This window comes from Streptococcus symci, assembly GCF_006385165.1.
In the GTDB taxonomy this organism is placed as follows: domain Bacteria; phylum Bacillota; class Bacilli; order Lactobacillales; family Streptococcaceae; genus Streptococcus; species Streptococcus symci.
Map to the genome: position 1 here is coordinate 76,389 of NZ_VFJA01000003.1, position 21,822 is coordinate 98,210.

17 protein-coding genes, 1 tRNA gene and 1 riboswitch are annotated in these 21,822 nt (G+C 39.7%); of the genes, 5 read left to right on the plus strand and 13 right to left on the minus strand.

The window, feature by feature from the left end; translation table 11 throughout:
• Position 1 precedes the first annotated feature (1 nt).
• Genes FJN11_RS07030 through FJN11_RS07045 form a run of 4 tightly spaced genes read right to left on the minus strand, consistent with a single transcriptional unit; the run spans position 2 to position 3,089 of the window.
• Positions 2-604 (minus strand): L-threonylcarbamoyladenylate synthase, encoded by a 603-nt coding sequence (locus FJN11_RS07030; RefSeq protein ID WP_181146395.1) that lies wholly within the window; start codon positions 602-604, stop codon positions 2-4.
• Positions 588-1,424, minus strand: a complete 837-nt coding sequence (gene prmC / locus FJN11_RS07035; RefSeq protein ID WP_140224218.1) for a peptide chain release factor N(5)-glutamine methyltransferase — start codon at positions 1,422-1,424, stop codon at positions 588-590. Before prmC ends, FJN11_RS07030 begins: the two co-directional genes overlap by 17 nt.
• Entirely contained in the window at positions 1,424-2,503 is a 1,080-nt protein-coding gene (gene prfA, locus FJN11_RS07040; protein ID WP_001028815.1) for a peptide chain release factor 1, read from the minus strand. Before prfA ends, prmC begins: the two co-directional genes overlap by 1 nt.
• On the minus strand, positions 2,490-3,089 hold the full coding sequence (locus FJN11_RS07045) for a thymidine kinase (protein WP_140224219.1): 600 nt from the start codon (positions 3,087-3,089) through the stop codon (positions 2,490-2,492). Before FJN11_RS07045 ends, prfA begins: the two co-directional genes overlap by 14 nt.
• A gap of 123 nt (positions 3,090-3,212) precedes the next feature.
• On the opposite strand from FJN11_RS07045, the gene FJN11_RS07050 reads away from it, so the two are divergent.
• Positions 3,213-3,395 (plus strand): 4-oxalocrotonate tautomerase, encoded by a 183-nt coding sequence (locus FJN11_RS07050; RefSeq protein WP_001117401.1) that lies wholly within the window; start codon positions 3,213-3,215, stop codon positions 3,393-3,395.
• A 137-nt stretch (positions 3,396-3,532) separates the two neighbouring features.
• Entirely contained in the window at positions 3,533-4,906 is a 1,374-nt protein-coding gene (mnmE, locus tag FJN11_RS07055; RefSeq protein WP_140224220.1) for a tRNA uridine-5-carboxymethylaminomethyl(34) synthesis GTPase MnmE, read from the plus strand.
• A gap of 44 nt (positions 4,907-4,950) precedes the next feature.
• On the opposite strand, the gene dapA is transcribed toward mnmE, so the two are convergent.
• The 4 genes from dapA to FJN11_RS07075 all read right to left on the minus strand — a co-directional run bounded on the left by dapA (position 4,951) and on the right by FJN11_RS07075 (position 8,080).
• Positions 4,951-5,886 (minus strand): 4-hydroxy-tetrahydrodipicolinate synthase, encoded by a 936-nt coding sequence (gene dapA, locus FJN11_RS07060; protein WP_125430296.1) that lies wholly within the window; start codon positions 5,884-5,886, stop codon positions 4,951-4,953.
• 56 nt (positions 5,887-5,942) lie between these two features.
• Positions 5,943-7,019: an aspartate-semialdehyde dehydrogenase gene (locus FJN11_RS07065; protein ID WP_000542463.1), complete on the minus strand. Its 1,077-nt coding sequence runs from the start codon at positions 7,017-7,019 to the stop codon at positions 5,943-5,945.
• 379 nt (positions 7,020-7,398) lie between these two features.
• Positions 7,399-7,471 (minus strand) — tRNA-Thr (locus FJN11_RS07070).
• A gap of 99 nt (positions 7,472-7,570) precedes the next feature.
• A complete protein-coding gene (locus FJN11_RS07075) occupies positions 7,571-8,080 on the minus strand; it encodes a QueT transporter family protein (RefSeq protein ID WP_140224221.1) in 510 nt (169 codons plus the stop codon).
• Positions 8,078-8,174, minus strand: a riboswitch (PreQ1 riboswitch). It overlaps the preceding gene by 3 nt.
• Positions 8,175-8,202: 28 nt before the next feature.
• Between FJN11_RS07075 and FJN11_RS07080 the strand changes: the two genes are divergently transcribed.
• Together FJN11_RS07080 and mscL are read left to right on the plus strand one after the other, a co-directional pair.
• Complete coding sequence (locus FJN11_RS07080; RefSeq protein WP_140224222.1) at positions 8,203-8,634, plus strand: GtrA family protein; 432 nt, start codon at positions 8,203-8,205, stop codon at positions 8,632-8,634.
• Between the two features lie 84 nt (positions 8,635-8,718).
• Positions 8,719-9,096 (plus strand): large conductance mechanosensitive channel protein MscL, encoded by a 378-nt coding sequence (gene mscL / locus FJN11_RS07085; RefSeq protein ID WP_020901341.1) that lies wholly within the window; start codon positions 8,719-8,721, stop codon positions 9,094-9,096.
• Between the two features lie 41 nt (positions 9,097-9,137).
• On the opposite strand, the gene hemH is transcribed toward mscL, so the two are convergent.
• Complete coding sequence (hemH, locus tag FJN11_RS07090; RefSeq protein ID WP_115904301.1) at positions 9,138-10,232, minus strand: ferrochelatase; 1,095 nt, start codon at positions 10,230-10,232, stop codon at positions 9,138-9,140.
• 153 nt (positions 10,233-10,385) lie between these two features.
• Between hemH and pepT the strand changes: the two genes are divergently transcribed.
• Positions 10,386-11,609, plus strand: coding sequence for a peptidase T (gene pepT / locus FJN11_RS07095; RefSeq protein ID WP_115904300.1), 1,224 nt, complete (start codon positions 10,386-10,388; stop codon positions 11,607-11,609).
• Between the two features lie 36 nt (positions 11,610-11,645).
• Here pepT and FJN11_RS07100 read toward each other — a convergent pair whose 3' ends face one another.
• From FJN11_RS07100 to FJN11_RS07115, 4 genes are all read right to left on the minus strand, one after another.
• Positions 11,646-15,455, minus strand: a complete 3,810-nt coding sequence (locus FJN11_RS07100) for a pneumococcal-type histidine triad protein (protein WP_140224223.1) — start codon at positions 15,453-15,455, stop codon at positions 11,646-11,648.
• Positions 15,456-15,462: 7 nt separating this feature from the next.
• Complete coding sequence (gene adcAII / locus FJN11_RS07105; RefSeq protein WP_425471103.1) at positions 15,463-16,353, minus strand: zinc-binding lipoprotein AdcAII; 891 nt, start codon at positions 16,351-16,353, stop codon at positions 15,463-15,465.
• 180 nt (positions 16,354-16,533) lie between these two features.
• The gene (locus tag FJN11_RS07110; RefSeq protein WP_140224225.1) at positions 16,534-19,131 is read right to left on the minus strand and encodes a pneumococcal-type histidine triad protein; all 2,598 of its coding nucleotides are present in this window, start codon (positions 19,129-19,131) and stop codon (positions 16,534-16,536) included.
• 157 nt (positions 19,132-19,288) lie between these two features.
• A complete protein-coding gene (locus FJN11_RS07115; RefSeq protein ID WP_140224226.1) occupies positions 19,289-21,820 on the minus strand; it encodes a pneumococcal-type histidine triad protein in 2,532 nt (843 codons plus the stop codon).
• Positions 21,821-21,822: the final 2 nt, after the last annotated feature.

Here is a 21,822-nt window from a genome sequence, read left to right on the forward strand (position 1 = left end):
CTCATTCCTCCTCAAAAGAAATCTCTGGCAAATGAGCAAGAATATCTTCTCGCTTAATTGCCCCTTGGCGTAAGATTTTCACCTTGTCTCCAGACAAGTCCAAAATAGTTGAATCCTGTCCAGTTAGAAAAGCATCGTCTTCTAGCCCCAAAACTTCTTGGTCAAAGTCCTCTAGAATTTGAGCAAAGGTCACTCCACTTGCATGACCTGAGATATTAGCAGACGGCCCAATCAAGGGACCTGTCTCTCGAATCAAATCAAGGGTAATGGGATGACTCGGCATCCGAAATCCAACAGTTGCAAGACCAGAATTGACCCAATAGGGAACTCGGTCATTAGCTTCGAGAATAATGGTTAAGGGACCTGGTAAAAAGGTCTCTACAAGTTTTTGTAGATAAGTTGGCTGATTCTTAGAAAAGTGCAAGATGTCCTCTAGAGAGGCGATATTGAGGTTAAGGGCCTTGTCTCTGGGACGACGTTTGAGTTGGTAAACATGATCAACTGCTTTTTCGTCTAGAGCCTTGGCAAAAAGACCGTAAACCGTCTCTGTAGGCAGAACGACAGCTCCACCCTTCTCCAACTCTTGTCTAATCCTGTCCATCATCAACCACAACCATCCTATCTTGACCGAATTGATCCTTGAGTGTTCGTACTCTTTTTTCAGGAAGATATTTCCTAAAAAGTTCAGGAACACTTTGACCTTGCTTATATCCAATTTCAAGGTAAATCTTACCACCATCCTTGAGATAGTCTTTTGCATCTTCCGCAATTCTACGGTAAATAGCTAGGCCATCCTCGTCTGCAAAGAGAGCTAGATGAGGCTCTGAATGCAAAACATTCAAGCCTACCTCTGACTCATCTTCACGAGAGATATAGGGTGGATTGGAAACAATTATATCATATTTTTCAGAAATTTCTGTAAAACAGTCAGATTTTTTTAAAAATATTTGAAGATTTTGATTTTTAGCATTTTCGTTAGCTAAATCTAAAGCATCTTGGGAAATATCCGCTGCTGTCACTGACCAATCTGGTCTGTTTTTTGCTAGAGCGAGAGCAATAGCTCCACTACCTGTTCCAATATCCAGAACTGAAAGATTCGTCTCAGGATTCTCAGCCAGGATAAGCTCAGCCAGCTCCTCAGTCTCTGGACGAGGAATCAAAACACGCTCATCCACTTTTAGCTGCATTCCATAAAAATCTGCCTGTCCTATGATATACTGTGCCGGTTTATGAGCTGCTAACTGTTGGTAAATTTCCTCTACAAATAGTTTTTCTTCGTCGGTTACCTCTTGCTGGAGGGCGAAAACAAAGTCTGTAAAAGTGAGATTTTTCAGACTACGATAGACAAAAGAGAGGCTTTCAGCTTCCTCTCCTTGTCTTATCAACTCTTCTTCAAAATCTGAAAATAATTGAGCTAATTTCATTATTTGTTTAATTCTTCTAATTTTTGTGTTTGGTCATATAGAACCAAGGCATCCACAACTTCGTCCAATTTACCAGATAAAATGGTATCTAGTTTTTGAAGGGTTAAGCCGATACGGTGATCTGTGACACGGTTTTGTGGGAAGTTATAAGTACGGATTCGTTCTGAACGGTCACCAGTACCGATTGTTGACTTGCGCTCAGCGTCTTGTTCATCCTGAGCAATCTGTGCAAAGTGGTCAGCAACACGCGCACGGATGATTTTCATGGCCTTCTCACGGTTTTTCTGCTGGGTACGTTCTTCCTGCATCTCAACCTTGATATTGGTTGGCAAGTGAACGATACGAACGGCAGTCGCAACCTTATTGACGTTCTGTCCACCAGCACCAGAGGCGTGGTAGATATCAACACGAAGGTCTTTTGGATCAATATCGTATTCTACTTCTTCGACTTCAGGCATGACAAGAACTGTCGCTGTCGAAGTATGAACACGGCCTTGGCTTTCTGTCACAGGAACACGTTGCACACGGTGGGCACCTGATTCGTACTTAAGCTTAGAGTAAACAGACTGACCTGAAACCATGGCAACCACTTCTTTGAAACCACCGACACCGTTCATAGAAGCTTCCATGACTTCAAAGCGCCAGCCTTGTGCTTCCGCATACTTTTGGTACATGGTTAGCAAATCTCCAGCGAAAAGTGCTGCTTCGTCTCCACCAGCGGCGCCACGGATTTCAAGGATGATATTCTTGTCATCGTTTGGATCTTTAGGAAGGAGCAAGATTTTCAGTTTTTCTTCGTATTCTTCTTTTTCAGCCTTGGCATCTTTGAGTTCTTGCTTGGCCATTTCTTCCAAGTCCGCATCTCCGCCTGATTCCTTAATCATTTCTTCAGCGTCAACGATGTTTTGAAGGACTTGTTTGTACTCACGGTAAGCTGTTACCGTATCACGAGTTGAAGCCTCTTCTTTTGAGAGCTCCATGAAACGCTTTGTGTCCGAAACCACATCCGGGTCACTCAGCAACTCTCCTAATTCTTCATAACGGTCTTCTACAGCTTGTAGTTGATCATAGATGTTCATTTTCTTCATTCTCCTTATTGATTTCAGGGGCAAAATAATGTTTACGGCAAACTGAGATATAGGTTTCATTACCACCAATCTGGATCTGTTCTCCATCGTAAACGGGCAGTCCATCCTGAGTACGCAACACCATAGTCGCCTTTTTCTTACAATACTGACAAATGGTCTTGATTTCGTCAATCTTGTCTGCTAAGAGCAAGAGATACTTGGAACCTTCGAACAGTTCATTGCGAAAGTCATTTTTCAAGCCAAAAGCCATGACAGGTATGTCTAACTCATCAACAACACGAGCTAGATCGTAAACATGGTGACGCTTGAGAAACTGGGCTTCATCGACCAAAACACAGTAAGGCTTTTCTGGTAGGTCTCGGATATAGCCAAAGATATCCGTCGTTTCCTCAATAGCAATGGCAGAGCGTTTCATGCCAATTCGACTCGACACATAGCCAATACCGTCACGCGTATCCAGAGCCGAGGTCATAATCACAACACCTTTTCCTTGCTCCTCGTAGTTATAGGCCACCTTGAGAATCTCAATAGTCTTACCAGAGTTCATGGTCCCATAACGATAATACAACTGTGCCATGTTTCTTGCTTCACGTCCATTTCTAAATTTTTGCTACATTCTAGTATATCATAATTTTCTTAAGCTTTAAACGGCAAAATGTGGTAAAATAGAAGAAATCAAAAACTAGTGGAGGAAGCTATTATGCCATTTGTACGCATCGATTTATTTGAAGGACGCACGCTCGAGCAAAAGAAGGCTCTTGCTAAGGAAGTAACAGAAGCTGTTGTCCGTAACACTGGAGCACCTCAATCTGCTGTTCATGTCATCATCAACGACATGCCAGAAGGAACCTACTTCCCTCAAGGTGAAATGCGCACCAAATAAGCTAGCTTAAGCAGAATTGCTTAGGCTTTTTCAATCTCCAAGTAGCATCCATTGAAGAAATAGCCTAAATTTGTTACAATTTGAAAAGATACTTGGAAAAATTTTCAAGAAAAGAGCTATTAATTAAAGGAAATATTATGATTACACGTGAATTTGATACCATCGCTGCTATCTCTACTCCACTAGGTGAAGGGGCTATTGGTATTGTCCGCCTGAGCGGGACAGACAGTTTTGCTATTGCGCAAAAGATTTTTAAAGGAAAAGACTTGAGTCAGGTTGCTAGCCATACCCTTAACTATGGTCACATCGTTGACCCTCAGACAGGAAAAGTCATGGACGAGGTTATGGTTGGAGCTATGAAGTCTCCAAAGACCTTCACTCGTGAGGATATTATCGAGATTAACACCCACGGTGGGATTGCGGTGACCAATGAGATTCTCCAGCTAGCTATCCGTGAAGGAGCTCGGTTGGCAGAACCTGGTGAATTTACTAAACGTGCCTTTCTAAACGGTCGTGTGGATTTGACACAGGCCGAGGCCGTGATGGATATCATCCGCGCCAAGACAGACAAGGCCATGAACATTGCGGTTAAACAACTCGATGGTTCCCTTTCTGATCTTATCAATAATACCCGTCAAGAAATCCTTAACACACTTGCCCAAGTCGAGGTCAATATCGACTATCCTGAGTATGACGATGTTGAGGAAGCCACTACTGCTATTATCCGTGAAAAGACTATAGAGTTTGAGCAATTGCTAACTAATCTCCTTAGGACAGCCCGTCGCGGTAAAATCCTCCGTGAAGGAATTTCAACTGCTATCATCGGACGCCCTAACGTTGGGAAATCAAGCCTTCTCAACAACCTCTTGCGTGAGGACAAGGCTATCGTTACAGACATTGCTGGTACTACTCGAGATGTCATCGAAGAATACGTCAACATCAATGGTGTTCCTCTCAAATTGATTGATACGGCCGGTATTCGTGAAACGGATGATATCGTTGAACAAATTGGAGTTGAGCGTTCAAAAAAAGCACTTAAGGAAGCTGACTTAGTTTTACTAGTGCTAAATGCTAGTGAACCACTGACTGCTCAAGACAGACAACTTCTTGAAATTAGCCAAGATACAAACCTTATTATTCTTCTTAATAAAACTGATCTTCCTGAAGCAATTGAAGCTTCAGAACTCCCTGAAGACGTTATTCGTATCTCAGTCCTTAAAAACCAAAACATCGATAAGATTGAAGAGAGAATCAACAACCTCTTCTTTGAAAATGCTGGTTTGGTTGAGCAAGATGCTACTTACTTGTCAAACGCCCGTCATATTTCCTTGATTGAGAAGGCTGTTGAAAGCCTACAAGCTGTTAATGAAGGTCTTGAACTGGGTATGCCTGTTGACTTGCTTCAAGTTGACTTGACCCGTACTTGGGAAATTCTCGGAGAAATTACTGGAGATGCTGCTCCAGATGAACTCATCACCCAACTCTTTAGCCAATTCTGTTTAGGAAAATAAGAAATCCATGATCGTTCAATCGGTCATGGATTTTATTGTAATTATTAGTAATCTGGTCTTAAGACACCTGTTACAGTTGCCTTAGTCGCTTCGTAGTCGCCATCTACGACAACCTTGATAATGCGTTTGGCATCCTCTTCTGGTGCTGGAACAAGAGGTAGACGAGTTGGGCCAGCTTCAAATCCCATATAGTTAAGAACTGCCTTAACTGGAGCAGGACTTGGATAAGAGAAGAGGGCATTAACCTTAGGAATGAATTTACGTTGAATCGCCGCGGCTTTCTTCATATCGCTTTCTGCAATGGCAGTAAACATCTCGTGCATTTCATCCCCATTTGTATGAGAGGCAACAGAAATAACCCCGTCCGCACCAAGGTTCATGGCATGGAAAGCATCTCCATCTTCACCTGTATAAATCAAGAATTCTTCAGGCTTGTGCTCAATCAAGTAAGCCATATTAGCCAAGCTAGTACATTCTTTGACACCAATGATATTTGGATGGTCAGCCAAACGAAGCATGGTCTCTGGAGTCAACTCTACCACTACGCGACCTGGAATATTATAAATTATAATAGGTAAGTCAGAAGCATCCGCAATGGCCTTAAAGTGCTGATACATTCCTTCTTGAGAAGGTTTGTTGTAGTAAGGAACAATAGCAAGCCCAGCAGCAAAACAACCGAATTCTGCTACTTCTTTGACAAACTCGATAGAGTCACGCGTATCATTGGTACCCACACCCGCAATCAAAGGAACACGCCCATTGACAACTTTCTGTACAGCTGCAAACAGTTCCAACTCTTCATCGTGGGTTAAAGTTGGACTCTCGGCAGTCGTCCCTGCTAGAAGAATGCCGTCTGTATGATGGGCCAACAGATGCTCAATCAAGGCTGGAATGGCATCAAAGTTGATGGAACCATCCTCGTGGAAGGGAGTAATAAAGGCTGTGATGATTTTACACTCTTTTAAATCTTGATAAGACATGAGAAACACCTCTCTATTTCAAAGAAGGAGTTCATATGAACTCCTAAACAATATGACTATTTTAATTCAAATTTCAATTCGGCCGTTGGACGAACCAATCCACGTTCGTGAAGAGTTTCTGCAATCTGAACTGAGTTCCAAGCAGCACCTTTGAGCAGGTTATCTGAAACAACCCACATGTGGATTCCTTTTTCAGCATCCAAGTCTTTACGGATACGACCAACAAAGGTATCACGTGAACCAACTGCATTAATGGCTTGAGGATAGATTTGATGAGCTACATCATCTTCAAGAACAGCACCCGGGAAGGCTGCGATAGCTGCTTTCACTTCTTCGATTGGAGCCACTTCTTTTGTTTCGATGTAAACTGACTCAGAGTGAGCTGACAAGACTGGAATACGCACACATGTTGCAGATACTGCAATGCTGTCATCTTCCATAATTTTCTTAGTTTCCTTAGTCATCTTCATCTCTTCGTAAGTGTAATCATTGTCAGTGAAGACATCAATTTGTGGAAGAGCATTGAAGGCGATAGGATAGTGTTTCTTGTCACCACCTGAAGGCAAGATTTCCGCATGCAAATCACGTGGGTTTACACCATCATTCAATACTTCACGAAGTTCACGTTGTGTTTCAAGAATCGCACCCATACCAGCACCTGAAACGGCTTGGTAAGTTGAAACAATGATACGGTCCAAGCCCCATTTTTGGCGAACTGGCTCAAGAGCCACCATCATTTGGATTGTTGAACAGTTAGGGCAGGCAATGATACCGTTGTGGGCATCAAGTGCATGAGCATTGACCTCTGGTACAACCAAAGGAACATCTGGATTTTGACGGAAGTAAGATGTATTATCAACTACTACCGCTCCAGCTTTAACTGCGTATGGTGCATACTTAGCTGATGTAGAACCACCTGCTGAAAAGAGAGCAATATCAACTCCTTCAAAAGCTGTTTCAGTCGTTTCTTCAATCGTAATATCTTGATCTTTAAATTTCAAAGTCTTGCCTGCTGAACGTGCAGAAGCAAGTAAACGGATTTTATCGATTGGAAGTGTTGATTCTTCCAACATTTTTATCATCTGAGCACCGACAGCACCTGTCGCGCCGACTACAGCAACTGTATATCCCATAAATAACCTCTTTCGGAATTTTCTAAAAATTTCTATAATAGATGTATTATACTACTTTTTCCATGAATTGCAAAGCTTTTTCATCATTTTTTGGAAAATAAAAATCCCCAGTCGCTAGACAAGGGACTAAGAGGCATCTTCATGTGATGAGCAGGTTCACACAACTCATCAAGGTCCGCTCCTGCGTTATGACCTCCTTATGCTCAATAGTAGTCCGAAGACTACCTATCGACTCATCGCGTCTATTATATTACTAGAAATAAGTGGTTTTGTCAATAAAAAATTTTTGCAGGATGACTTTTATTATACAAAAGTCAGAATTTTTTCTCGCGAGCATAAGAAAAAACTCTTGTGTTCAAGAGTTTCCATGTAAATATCATGCTAATTGCCGGGATTGAACCGGCGACCTCATCCTTACCATGGATGCGCTCTGCCAACTGAGCTAAATCAGCTTACTTAAAAAGTATACTATAGTTAGAAAAACTTGTCAAGTTTCCTTAGAAATTTTCCATAAGAAAAAGCCAGGTAAGAGCTACCTAGCTTATCTTCTTCTATTTGCTTAAATCAATTCGACGAGCAATTTTACCAATAATAATCGCGCCAATAATCAATGAGGCAAATTCACCAATTCCTGTTGTAAACCAAGTAAGGAAAAATGGTAATTCTGCTACAATATTTAACTCGGCAGCAATAGTAAACATAGAAATTGAAAAGAGGATTGAAAAGAAGAAATGATCTTTTCGAATCAATCCATTAAAGAGGTAATCTTTACTGTATTTTGCAAAAAGCCAAACACCTAGACTAAGGAATACTAAGGTTGATCCACCACCAACAAAAACATCTAGCAGTCCGAAGCTAAAGAAATTAGCAATCATACAACCGATGGTAACTCCGATGATGTACTTAGGATTGTAAAAAGCCATAAAGTTCATCATTTCTGAAATGCGGAACTGATAAGCACCATAGCTAATGGCATTTAGGGGTGGTGTGACAGTTAAAACGACATAAATAGCAGCAACAATTGCAATATCTGCTACATCACGAATAGTTAATTTTTTCATCTTTTCTCCTTTGGCGGTTTCCCGCGTGTAATATGCTTGGTGAAAGAAGCTAAGCACCAAGGGTTGCTTGAATCAACCTTACTAGTATAGCACAATAGCCTGCTTTATGCTATACTAAAAGCATGAAAAAACGCATTCAAAGTCTCTTGAAAAATGAGCTTTTACTCTATCTCTTTTTTGGTATAGCTACTACTCTTATAGCTATCCTATCCAGATTAGTCATTTATCAACTAACTCATAGAGAACTCCTTGCTACTGGACTCGCAAATAGTATCGGTATTCTGTTTGCATTTATTACAAATGATACAATTGTATTCAAGCAAGCTAGGCAGAATTGGTCAATCCGTTTAATGAAATTTACTCTAGCACGTCTTTCTACTTTTCTTTTAGACTTGTTTTTAACTTTTCTCTTTGTAACTCAGTTTCCTAATATTATCGGACAATTTGTAAATGATAATATTAATAAGGTGAATAGTATTGAAACAGTTATTGCACAATTCTTAATAATTATCCTCAATTACATTTTTAGTAAGGTATTTATTTTTAAAAAATAAGAAAAAATTTAAGCATATAGCTTGCAAGAACTTCTTAATTAATATATAATAAAGTGTAAAATTTTTTGAAAGGAAATTATGAAAATGTTAAAAGATCTTAAAGCATTTTTGCTTCGTGGTAACGTTGTTGACCTTGCTGTCGGTGTAATCATTGCTACTGCTTTTGGTGCAATCGTTACATCACTTGTTAACGATATCATCACTCCACTTATTTTGAATCCAGCCTTGGAAGCTGCGAAAGTACAAAACATCGCTGAGCTTGCTTGGAATGGTGTTACATATGGTAAATTCTTGAGTGCTGTTATCAACTTCCTAGTTATCGGTACTGTTCTCTTCTTCGTTATCAAAGGTATTGAAAAAGCTCAAAGCCTTACTAAGAAAGAAGAAGCTGAAGAAGCTCCAGCTGGTCCAACTGAGTTGGAAGTACTTCAGGAAATCAAAGCTCTTCTTGAGAAAAAATAATCAATTAAAAGGATTTAGCGCAAGGCTAAATCCTTTTTTCTTTACTCTTTAGGTAACTTGCCTGCTTTTTCAAGCATTTTCTTAATAAGATAAGGCATCTTAACATTTTCCCGACCTTTTTTCTCAATCAGTTTTTTCACAAATTCCGGCATTTGTAAATCTTCAGATTCGGCCAAAATATTTTTAGTCTCATCTGAAGGAACTAACTCATCAAAGGTTTCTTCTTCTGGGAGAAATTCCTTAAATTCTTGATGTTCATTGGCTCTGACTGTATTGACCAAGGCATCAATCAAACGAGAATCTGTATTTGGCATTGGTGGACGATGATAGTTCACCCCAAATTCCTGACACAAGTCATAACATTCCACATCGTTGTCAAACAAGACTTCAATATGCTCGCTGATGAAGCTGATAGGAACAAAAATATAATGGTCTGGATGTTCTTTCTGCTCTCTAAGATACTCCAAGACATCTGGCTTAATCCATGGAATCCCAATATCACTTTCACTTTGCCAAGTGTTAGTATATTGCTCGGAACTCAACCCCAGCTTTTCAGCGACTAGCTTGCTATTTTCAAAAATTTGGTCGATATAAGGGTCTCCAAAATCCAAGGCAAAAATTGGTACACTATGGGCTGAAAAGACGACTTTAAAGTTATCTTGCTTCACTTCTTCTTTTAAAATCTTAGCAATTTCATCTGCCCAATAGTTTAAGAGTGCTTCTTCTTGATACCAGTCCTTAATAACTAAAAATTGAATTTGTTTGCTTTCTAAAAATTTCTCGTATCCCATGACAGAGTAAAAAGAATAATGAGGCTCCAAAATCAAGCAAATACACTGCTCGATTCCGTCTGCTTCCATCTGATTGATCACATCTGGAATAAAAGGTCTGGAAAACTTATTAGCAAAATAAACACTATACTCATTCCCCAGCCTAGCTTCTACCAAGGCAACCTCTTCTCGGGTAATTCTTTGCAGAGGCGTCCCTCCAATTAGTACATAATTATCATAGAGAGTTTGAATCTCGTGGTCTTGAGGTCTCACTCCACGACGAATATTTGTGAAAAAATCAGCCACACCTTCAAAGGTAATCTCTTCTGGCGAACCGAAAGTCATCATTAAAATTGCTTTTTTCATAATCGCTTCCTTGTGATATTTTTATCAAGTTTATTTTATCATGAATTCGTTGATAAGTAAACGCCAACATAGCGAATTTCCCTAACTTCAGTCTTTTGTTTTTCTCTCTTTTCTATGATACAATGGAAAAAATGAATTCAAAAGGAGTTTTTTATGACTTATCCCAATCTCTTGGACCGCTTCTTAACCTACGTTAAGGTCAATACGCGCTCTGATGAACACTCTACTACTACTCCAAGTACGCAGAGTCAGGTTGATTTTGCTACAAATGTTCTTATTCCTGAAATGAAACGTGTTGGATTACAAAATGTTTATTATCTACCAAATGGTTTTGCAATTGGAACCTTACCAGCCAATGATCCATCTTTAACACGTAAGATTGGCTTTATATCTCACATGGATACTGCTGATTTTAATGCCGAAGGAGTCAATCCACAGGTAATTGAAAACTACGATGGTGGTGTGATTGAACTAGGAAATTCTGGTTTCAAACTCGATCCAGCTGACTTTAAGAGTCTTGAGAAATATCCAGGACAAACGCTTATCACAACCGATGGTACAACCTTGCTAGGTGCTGATGACAAGTCAGGAATTGCTGAGATTATGACAGCCATTGAATATCTAACTGCTCACCCTGAAATTAAACACTGTGAGATTCGTGTTGGTTTTGGTCCAGATGAAGAAATCGGTGTAGGTGCCAATAAATTTGATGCTGAAGATTTTGATGTTGACTTTGCCTACACAGTGGATGGTGGGCCGCTAGGTGAGCTTCAGTACGAGACCTTTTCAGCAGCTGGTGCTGAATTGCATTTCCAAGGACGCAATGTCCACCCTGGTACTGCCAAAGGTCAAATGGTCAATGCCCTTCAGCTAGCAATTGATTTTCACAATCAACTTCCAGAAAATGATCGACCTGAGTTAACTGAAGGTTACCAAGGTTTTTACCATCTAATGGATGTGACAGGTAGTGTCGAAGAGGCGCGTGCAAGCTACATCATTCGTGATTTTGAAAAAGATGCCTTTGAAGCGCGTAAAGCAGCTATGCAGTCAATCGCTGATAAGATGAATCAAGAACTTGGTAGCGACCGTGTCACTCTAAACTTGACAGACCAGTACTACAATATGAAAGAAGTCATTGAAAAAGATATGACTCCAATTACCATTGCTAAAGCCGTTATGGAAGATTTAGGTATCACTCCTATAATCGAACCAATCCGTGGAGGGACAGACGGCTCTAAAATTTCCTTTATGGGAATCCCTACTCCCAATATCTTTGCGGGTGGAGAAAATATGCATGGACGTTTTGAATACGTCAGTCTTCAGACCATGGAACGTGCAGTTGATACCATCATTGGTATCGTAGCTTATAAAGACTAAAAAGACGAGGTAGCTCAGCTACCTCGTCTTTTTTAGTTATTCAGCAGGTTTGTCTTGATTTCCAGTACTTGTTGTAGATTCTGTTGTTTCCTTTTCTGAAGCTAATTCAGCAGGTTTAGAATCGATTGTGTTGCTTGCTTTGTTTTCGTTGCTTGCAGTTTCACTGTTAGATTTCTCAGCTGTTGATGTTTCTGTTTCGGGACTGGTCTTATCAGTATTTGCTTCAGCATTTGTTGCTGGACTTGCTTCTTCACTTGCGCTAGCTTTTGACTTGATTTCTTGATTCAAGACTAGGATAGTTTTTGTCAATTCAAGTAAAGCAGCTTTATCCTTACTCTTAGCAGAAAGTTGATCTAGTAATGCATCCACCTTATCAAAGTCGGCATCAGAACCCTTATTGTTTTCTAAGTATGCGTGAAGCGACATAAGAATATCGTAGAGTTTTTGATAAAGTACAAGTGTCTGAGGATCTTGCTCTGCATTTTCCTTCTCTTGTTGAAGGGCGCTAGCGATACGAGTCAAGACATCTTTTACCTGGCTGTTTACTTCATCCAAGTCTGCATCAACCTTGTTTGTAGCAGCTTTGAGATTTTCTACTTCTTCTGCCAAGGATTGTCTGATTCCTTCTTCTTGGATTTGTTCCAAGAGTTGAGTTGCCTTGCTCAAGAGACTTTCTACTTCTTCCTTGCTAACATGATTGACATGTTCTTCGGGCATGAAGTCTCCGTACAATTCTTTCAAGAAGCCATAAATAGCTGTCTTAGCACTTTGGTTATCAACTTTTTCAGTATCTAGAACTGTCTTAGTCGATTTAGCAATGGTTGGTTGAGCTTTTAAAGCTTCTTCTACTTCTTGTTTTGCTTGATAGATACTTGGGAACAATTTGTTCAATTCCGCTGCCTTAAGGAAGGATTGAGATTGATACAAGGTCCAAGTCAACTGAGCCACTTTGTTTCGAAGTTCATCATTTAAACGACCGTCATTTACGTGTTCGTAGAAATACTTGATGTATTCTACAGTTGTAACACCTGTTCGATCATTAAAGTCTTGAAGAGCTTGAAGTTGTGATTCAACCGCTGCTAAAGCAGCCTCATCTTTAGCCAATTTAGCTTCTTGGAGTCGAACCAGAAGGTCTTTCTTAGGAAGTCCATAAGAATCTGTATCTAGTGTATTGATTTTATCAATCAAGGCTTGATATTTCTTGTCTAATGGACTTGTTTCAACTGGTTTGACACTTTCATCAATATGGATATATTGCTTATCAAAGAGGTCAAGTGTTGCAAGATAACCTGCAGTCGAGTTGGTTGAAAGTTTCTTCATGTTTTCAGTAAATTGACCCAAAGCCAACTCAATCTGTCTTTGTTCGATAGGCTTGTCTTTGTAGATGCTTCTGCTATCAGCTAAAAGTTGATCTACTTTTGCCAAAACTGCCTTCTCATCAAAAGCTCCAGGTTGATAATTGGATTGTAGGGCTGGAATCTTGTTTTTCAAAGCCACTTCATATCCCTTAGTTTGAACCTTGATGTAATGATTGTGGTCGCCATGAGGAATCACAAAACTACCATTTTCTACCTGCAAGCTATATGGAGACACACCATCTCGCAAAGCAGTGGTATAGAGTTCATTTAAGAAATCAAGTTCTGGATTTCCAGTTTGGAGTGGGAGTCGAACATGTTCCTTACGAACAGCGTATGGATGGATATGAGTTGGATCGTAGGCTTGGTCTGGATTTCCAAAGACAAAGAATCCGTTTGAAATTCTAATCGCTTCAAGTGGAACTCCGTATGTTTTAGAAATATAAGCAATCTTTTCTTCATCGCTAGCATCTCTTGAGAAAGACTCTACCGTTTTAGCAAGAGGTTTTACAGGCTCCGCATCATGATGTGTTTTCAAATGATCCTGAGCTGCCTTAATTTGCTCTGCTGTCAAATCTTTCTTGAAGAAGTAATGATTGTGGTCACCATGACTCATGACAAAGCCTTGTTCATCCTCACTGATGACACGATTAGCATCAAAACCGTGATCATGGTCTTCATCATGTTTGTGGCCATGATTATCGTTATCGTGTTCATCATCATGGGCTGGGCTTGGTGTTACTGTCGTTTTACCTCTCAAATGATCCTGCGCGGCCTTAATTTGGTCAGCTGTCAAATCTTTCTTGAAGAAGTAATGATTATGGTCTCCGTGAGTCATGACAAATCCTGCCGCATCTTCACTGATAATTCGATTGACATCAAAATCATGGCCATGTTCGTCATGGTGATGACCGTGTGTATCTTCATCGTAATCTTCATGGGCTGTACTTGGTACTGATGGCGTTTTACTTTTCAGATGATTTTGGGCGGCCTTAATTTGCTCTGCTGTCAAATCTTTCTTGAAAAAGTAATGATTGTGATCACCGTGTGACATGACAAAGCCTTGATCATCCTCACTGATGACACGATTGGCATCAAAACCATGATCATGGTCTTCATCATGATGGTTCCCATGATTATCTTTATCGTGTTCATCATCATGTGCTGGACTTGGTGTTACTGGCGTCTTACCTCTTAAATGATCTTGAGCCGACTTAATTTGCTCTGCTGTCAAATCTTTCTTAAAGAAGTAATGATTATGATCACCGTGTGACATGACAAAGCCTTGATCATCCTCACTGATGACACGATTGGCATCAAAACCATGATCATGGTCTTCATCATGATGAGCGTCATGTTTATGTTCGTCATGCTTAGGTGCCTGACTTCCATGGTCACCGTCTTGCTCATGATGATGGTTTTGCTGAGTAGGTTTTTCTGCTGGTTTGCTTGGATTCTCCAATGGTGTTGGTTTCTCACTGTCACTAGTTAGAGGAATCATTCTCGCAATCTTTTCTTCTAATGCAGAAAGCTTTGTATATGGAATGAAATGATAGTGATTTCCATGAGGAATCGCTACACCACTTGGTGTTCTGCTTGAAATCTTAGCAGGGTCAAAAGTCAAACCATCCGATTCAGTATATCGTTGAGTACTTGGAAGAGCATAAAGCTGCTGTAATAGACTTTGAAGACTCTCGGATTTATTACTTGGTATTTCAGCCTGTTGAATAGGCTTGGGAGTTTGACCAGTCCCATTTGTACTTGGACGATAGTCAGTCACACTAGGCTGATTTCTAGTTCCAGAGAGGTAAGCTTGTGCTGCAGCCAATTCACTAGCAGACAAGGAACTCTTTGGAATGTAGTGGTAATGTCCTCCGTGAGGGACGATATAAGCATCACCAGTATCCTCTATAATATCAGATGCATTAAAGATGTAGCCATCATCAGTAGTATAGCGACCTTGAGATTGAGCAAGCGCCACTGCACTATTAGATGTTGGTGCATCGTGAGTATGACCTTGTTTTTGGCGTTCAATTTCGTCCTTCGAACGAACGTTATCCGCATGTGCCACATCCTTAAGGTAAACATAATACTTACCATCCACCTTGATAATGTAACCACCTTTGATTTCGTTAACAACATCAGCGTCTTTAAGTTGATAATTGGCATCTTTCATCAAAAGTTCTTCACTGAAAATCGCATCAAAAGGAACTTTCCCATTATAATAATGGAAATGATCACCGTGTGAAGTCACATAACCTTGATCAGTGATTTTCACAACAATCTGTTCAGCCTGGATATCTTCTTTTTTGCTGACTTGATCTGGTGTTTGTGTCTCTGTTTTTTGAGTGTCTTGTTTCCCATCGACATAAGATACACGATTCGTATCTTTATTCTCTCCTGTCTGATGTTGATTCAATGCATAAATACACAGACTTAAAGAAAGGACGACAGCTGCACCAGCAGCAAGTTTCTTCTTATTTATTTTCATAATCTCCTCATTTCAATTCTTCTGCTAGAACACTCATATTGTCTTCTAGGTTTTCTAGATAAGTCTTGTCATTTTGTGGGTCTGCCTCTAAAGGATTCAGAGTTTTAAGACCCACACCTGTTGATTTAACAAGAGTTTCAGCTACTTTCGAAGAAGCATTACTTTCTGTAAAAATTGTTTTAACCTTATAGGTTTTAACAAATTCCTGAATTTCTGTTAGTTGTCTTGGACTTGGTTCTTGTTCTGGAGAGATGCCTGCAATACCAAGTTGATTAAGTCCAAATCTCTTCGCTAGATAAGAAAAGGCCGTATGTTGGGTTACAAAGGTTTTCTGAGTCGCTTTTTCAAATTTAGGCTGGAATTTCTTAGTCAATTCTTGAGCTTTTTTGATAAAGGCTTGCGCATTTTTCTGGTAAGTTTCTTTGTGTTCACTATCAACCTCTGAAAGTTTATCAGCGATAATTTGGGCTTCTTCGCCAGCTTTTTCAGGATCTAGCCAAGTGTGAGGATCATAAAGCGTTTTTTCATCAACTCCATCACCTGCTTCCACATCTTCTAGACCAGGGACACGATCCAATGTCATTCCTTCTGAAGCTTCTAAAACTTTAACTTTGGATTTTTTTAGATTGGGATCCAGACTTCCTGCCCAAGATTCAAGTGTATGAGAATGGTAAACAAAGACATCTGCATCATAGATGGCTGCGATATCATTTGCTGAAGGTTCAAAGGAGTGAATTCCGCTACTTGACTGAATCATTCGAACATCATTCAAGTCACCAGATACTTCCTTGACCATGGCATAGATAGGATAAAAACTAGTCACAATTTTCATCCCTTTACCTGACTGGCTTTCCTTTTGATCACAAGCAGCTAATACCAGAGCCAATACACTGATCATCAATACTAAAATCGTCCTCTTTTTCACTATAACTCCTTAACTAGTGTTTAACCATTTAATTAACTAGTAAATAGTTTATCTTTATTTAGAAAATATGTCAAGAATTTTTACACAATTTCATAAAAAAGAGAACAGAATCCATATTCTGCTCCCTTTTTATCTTCTATAATAGTTGTATAGTTACTTACTCTCCTTTAACAAGACTAATAGCTTTTCAGCTTCTGCCATAATAGTATTGTTGTCCTGAGAACCAAATAACAGATTATTTTTTAATCCTGTAAGAGTTTCGTTGGCATTGGACTTAAGAATTGGATCCTTAATCTTTTTAAGTAACTCTTCCGCCTCTCTCAGTTTTTCTTCAACCTTTTCAGTTTCAACCTGATGTTCCTCTGGTTCCGATGGTGATTCTTCTTCTGATTCCTCTGGTTCTTTTGGTTTTGGAGATTGTGCTTTCTCATTTTTCGGTTTTTCTTCGCGAGGTTTTTCCTCCTCAATTTTTTCTGTCTGAGTTTTCTCCTCTGTTGGTTTCTCTGTTTGATTGTTAGTAGCTTGACTATTGTGGTTTCTTTGAACATGGTCGCTCGCATTGCCCCAACCACTATCTGAATGCGGACGTTCGTTTGGATGTTCGACATAATACTTCACAGTTTCAAATAGCTCTTCTAAAGTATACCCCTTAGGTGCCTCATAAAGTCCTTCGTCAAACCACTCAAATTTGATGTTATGGTAATGGTCATAATGAGGTATAATCAAACTTCCATTTTTAACTTCCACAGTATGTTGGAGATTGTAAGGCATACGGTCAAGTGGTACCTTCTTAGCTGCTTTTACTCTATTGTAAATCGCTTCTGCTCCCTTAGCCTCAGTATTTCCTGAACTTTGATGATTTGTTGAAGGAGGCGTCAAACCTTTCTCTTTAGCATAAGCTTGACCTGCTGCTCTTTCAGCTTCAGACAAACTTTCTTTCTTAATCCAATGACTGTGGCTCATATGCGGAGTTACATAGGCATCCCCCTCATCACTGGTGATATCACGAGGATCAAAGATATAGCCATCTTCTGTTGTATACCTTCCTGCCAACTTGGCTACTTGAATCTCATCATCTGTGTAAGCTATTTGTGCATTTGGTTTTCCTAAACGTTCTGGATGACGAATCGGCGCTAGAAAAGCAAGGATATCATCAACTAACTTAACTTTATCACTTGACTCATCGTTGAGACGTTCCAATAGTCTATCCAAAGCGTCAAAATCAGCTTGGCGCCCTTTATTGGAAACCAAATCTTGATGAACTGTTGCTAGTAAATCATAAACTTTGTTGTAAAATTTTTGATCACCAGATGCAAGATTGGTTTTCTTAGCTCCTAACTCATGAGACAAACTTTCTTGTTTAGCAAGTTTATCATCAATGGCTGCAACAGTTTCTGCTGAAAGTTCCTTGGCAGAAATATAACGCGAAATTCCATTCTCTTCAAAGACATAACCATCAACCACCTTTCGAATCACCTGTTTTACCAATTTTCCATCAATTGGATTGCTTGGAGTTGGTTGAGGATTTGGTACAGGTTGTGGACTTGGTATCGGGGTAGGCTCTGGAGCAGGGATTGGAGTCGGAGTTGGATTTGGAAGGCTTGGAGTCGGAATTGGTTTTAATTCTTTACCACCTGCAGTAGTATGATTTCCTTGATAATTTTCAGAAATCATTCTTGCAATCTTCTGTTCTAAATCAGACATTTGAGAATAAGGGATAAAGTGATAATGGTCTCCGTGAGGCACTGCAACACCATTCGCAGTTTTTCTTGTAATCTGTGCTGGATCAAAGACAAGTCCATCTGATTCCACGTGTCGTTGACTGAGTGGCAAGGCATAAAGTTGTTTTAAGAGACTAGATACGTCTTCACTTGGATTTGCTTGATAACTATTATCCACTTGTGGTCTAACACTTGGAGTCCATCTTCTGGTATTTGCTTCAACATTGCTTTGATTCATTTGTCCATATGAACTACTATTCGATGTCTCTGATGCGCTACTGCTAGAAGAATTTGTTGAAGGACGATACCCAACTGAGCTTGTTTGACTACCTTTACCAGATAAGAAGGCTCGAGCTGCAGCTAATTCACTGGCAGACAAGTCACTCTTAGGAATATAGTGGAAATGATTGCCATGAGGAACGATATAGGCATCACCCGTGTCCTCAATGATATCAGAGGCATTAAAGATATAACCATCATCCGTTGTATAACGGCCTTGAGCTCTAGCAGCGACTACCGCATTATCGCTAGAACCTCCTCCGTGATTACTACCGTGTTCCTGCTTCTGACGAGTGATTTCTTCTTTTGAGCGAACATTATCAGCATGCGCTGCATCCTTAAGATAGACATAATACTTCCCGTCTACCTTAATGACATAACCACCCTTAATTTCATTGACAATATCGGAATCTTTTAACTGATAATTCGGATCTTTCATTAGCAGTTCTTCACTAATGATAGCATCATAAGGAACCTTGCCATTATAGTAATGATAATGGTCTCCATGAGAAGTCACATAACCTTGATACGTAATCTTGATAACGATTTGCTCGGCATTAATACCTTCTTTTTTACTGACTTCATCAGGTGTCAAAGTCTCTGCCTTTTGGCTTGGTTGGTTACCATCAATGTATGAAACACGATTATTTTCTTTTACAGTTTGAGCTTGATGCAAACCTAGTTCATAAGCACAGACACTTAAAACAAGTGCTGCTGCTGACCCAGCTAGATATTTTTTATTGATTTTCATTCTTTCCTCTTTTCTTAACTCTATTTGATTCACTATAACATAATAAACCAGTTAATTAACTAGTTAATAGTTTACTCTTTTTAGTACTGCTTGTCAAGAATTTTTCGTATATACATAATAAAAATGAAAGTCTCTTTATCGAGACTCCCATTTTTCATTAATTTGTTTTTTCCTTATTTACAGGTGAAGGATTACTACCTTTTAACAACGCAAGTAATTTTTCTGCTTCTGCCATGATACCATTATTATCCATGGTTTGCAGGTTCAAGTTATTTCGTAAACCAGCTAGGGTTTCTGTCGCATTGGCTTTCAGACTAGCATCCGTTACTTTAGCAAGTAAAGCTTCTGCTTCTTTGATCTTGGCTTCTACTTTTTCAGTCTCTACTTGAGGAACTTCTGGCTCAGCAGGTGTTTCCTCTACTGGTTCTTCATCCGCTTTGAAGTTCTTTTTGGGATCTTCACTGTGGTCTTTCTTACCTAAGACATGCTCGCTGGCATTTCCCCATCCGTCATTAGAATGTGGACGTTCATCAGGATGTTCAACATAGTACTTAATCGTCGCAAATAAGTCTTCCAGAGTATAACCATTTGGAGCCTTGTATGAATGATCATCAAACCAAGCAAATTTAATGTTATGGTAATGATCCTTATGAGGAATGATTAAATTACCATTTTTAACTTCTACTGTATGCTCAACCATGTATGGAAGTCGAACGAGTGGAATTCGTTTCTCCCCTTTCACACGATTGTAAATAGCCGCTGCACTATCTCCAGTTGGATTTGCTTGAGCATCTGCGTCTGCTGACGGAGGTAGAATTCCTTTTTCTTTAGTATAAGATTGAGCCGCAGCTTTTTCCTTATCAGAAAGGCTGTCTTTTCCAATCCAGTGACTATGACCCATATGAGTTGTTACATAGGCATCCCCTTCATCACTGATAATATCATGTTCGTCAAAAATGTAACCATCTGACGTTGTATACTTATCAGCTAATTGAGCAATACGAACTTCGTTTTCGGTATATTCAATTTGAGAATTTGGTTTTCCAAGTCGCTCAGGATGGGTAATTGGTGCTAGGAATGCCAATAAATCATCTACCAATTTTCCTTTATTAGAAGATTCATCATTCAAGCGTTCTGCTAATTTGTCTAAGGCTTGGAAATCAGAAGTACGACCCTTATTTTCAGACAAAGCTTTATGAGCCTCGGCCAACAGATTATATGCTTTATCATAAAATTCTTGGTCACGAGGAGCAACCTTTTCTTTTTTAGCAGTTAAAGCGTGTAACACACTCTCTTGTTTTGATAACTTGTTTTCCAGATTTTTAACAGTTTCAGATGGTAAATCTTTCGCAAAGACATAGCGTGAGATTCCTTTTTCTTCGAATACATATCCTTCTCCAACTTTTCGTACCAGCTGGCTAACCAAAGAAGAATTTGAGTCTATTTTAGGATTTGGAGTAGGAGCCGGCTTTACAATAGGTTTCAAAGGTTTTAAGGTAAGAGCTGGCAAAACAGGAGATGGAATTAAATTTGGAAGACTTGGATTCGGAATTGGTTTTAATTCTTTGCCACCTGCAGTAGTATGATTTCCTTGATAATTTTCAGAAATCATTCTCGCAATCTTCTGCTCTAAATCAGACATTTGAGAATAAGGAATAAAGTGATAATGATCTCCGTGTGGCACTGCAACACCATTCGCAGTTTTTCTTGTAATCTGCGCCGGATCAAAGACAAGTCCATCTGATTCCACATGTCGTTGACTGAGTGGCAAGGCATAAAGTTGTTTCAAGAGACTGGATACGTCTTCACTCGGACTAGCTTGATAGCTATTATCCACTTGTGGGCTAACACTTGGAGTCCATCTTCTGGTATTTACCTCAACATTGCTTTGATTCGTTTGTCCATATGAACTATTATTCGATGCCTCTGATGCGCTACTGCTAGAAGAATTTGTTGAAGGACGATATCCAACTGAGCTTGGTTGATTACCTTTCCCAGCTAGGAAGGCTCGAGCTGCAGCTAATTCACTGGCAGACAAGTCACTCTTAGGAATATAGTGGAAATGATTGCCATGAGGAACGATATAGGCATCACCCGTGTCCTCAATGATATCAGACGCATTAAAGATATAACCATCATCCGTTGTATAGCGGCCTTGAGCTCTAGCAGCGACTACCGCTTTATCGCTAGAACCACCTCCGTGATTACTACCGTGTTCCTGCTTCTGACGAGTGATTTCTTCTTTTGTTCGAATATTATCCGCATGAGCTGCATCTTTCAGGTAAACATAGTATTTCCCGTCTACCTTAATCACATAACCACCCTTAATTTCATTGACAATGTCTGAATCCTTCAACTGATAATTTGGATCTTTCATCAGCAGTTCTTCACTAATGATAGCATCATAAGGAACCTTGCCATTATAGTAATGATAATGGTCTCCATGAGAAGTCACATAACCTTGATCCGTAATCTTGATAACGATTTGCTCGGCATTTATACCTTCTTTTTTACTGACTTCATCAGGTGTCAAAGTCTCTGCCTTTTGGCTTGGTTGGTTGCCATCGATGTATGAAACACGGTTATTTTCTTTTACAGTTTGGGCTTGATGCAAACCTAGTTCATAAGCACAGACGCTTAAAACAAGTGCAGCTGCTGACCCAGCTAGATATTTTTTATTGATTTTCATAA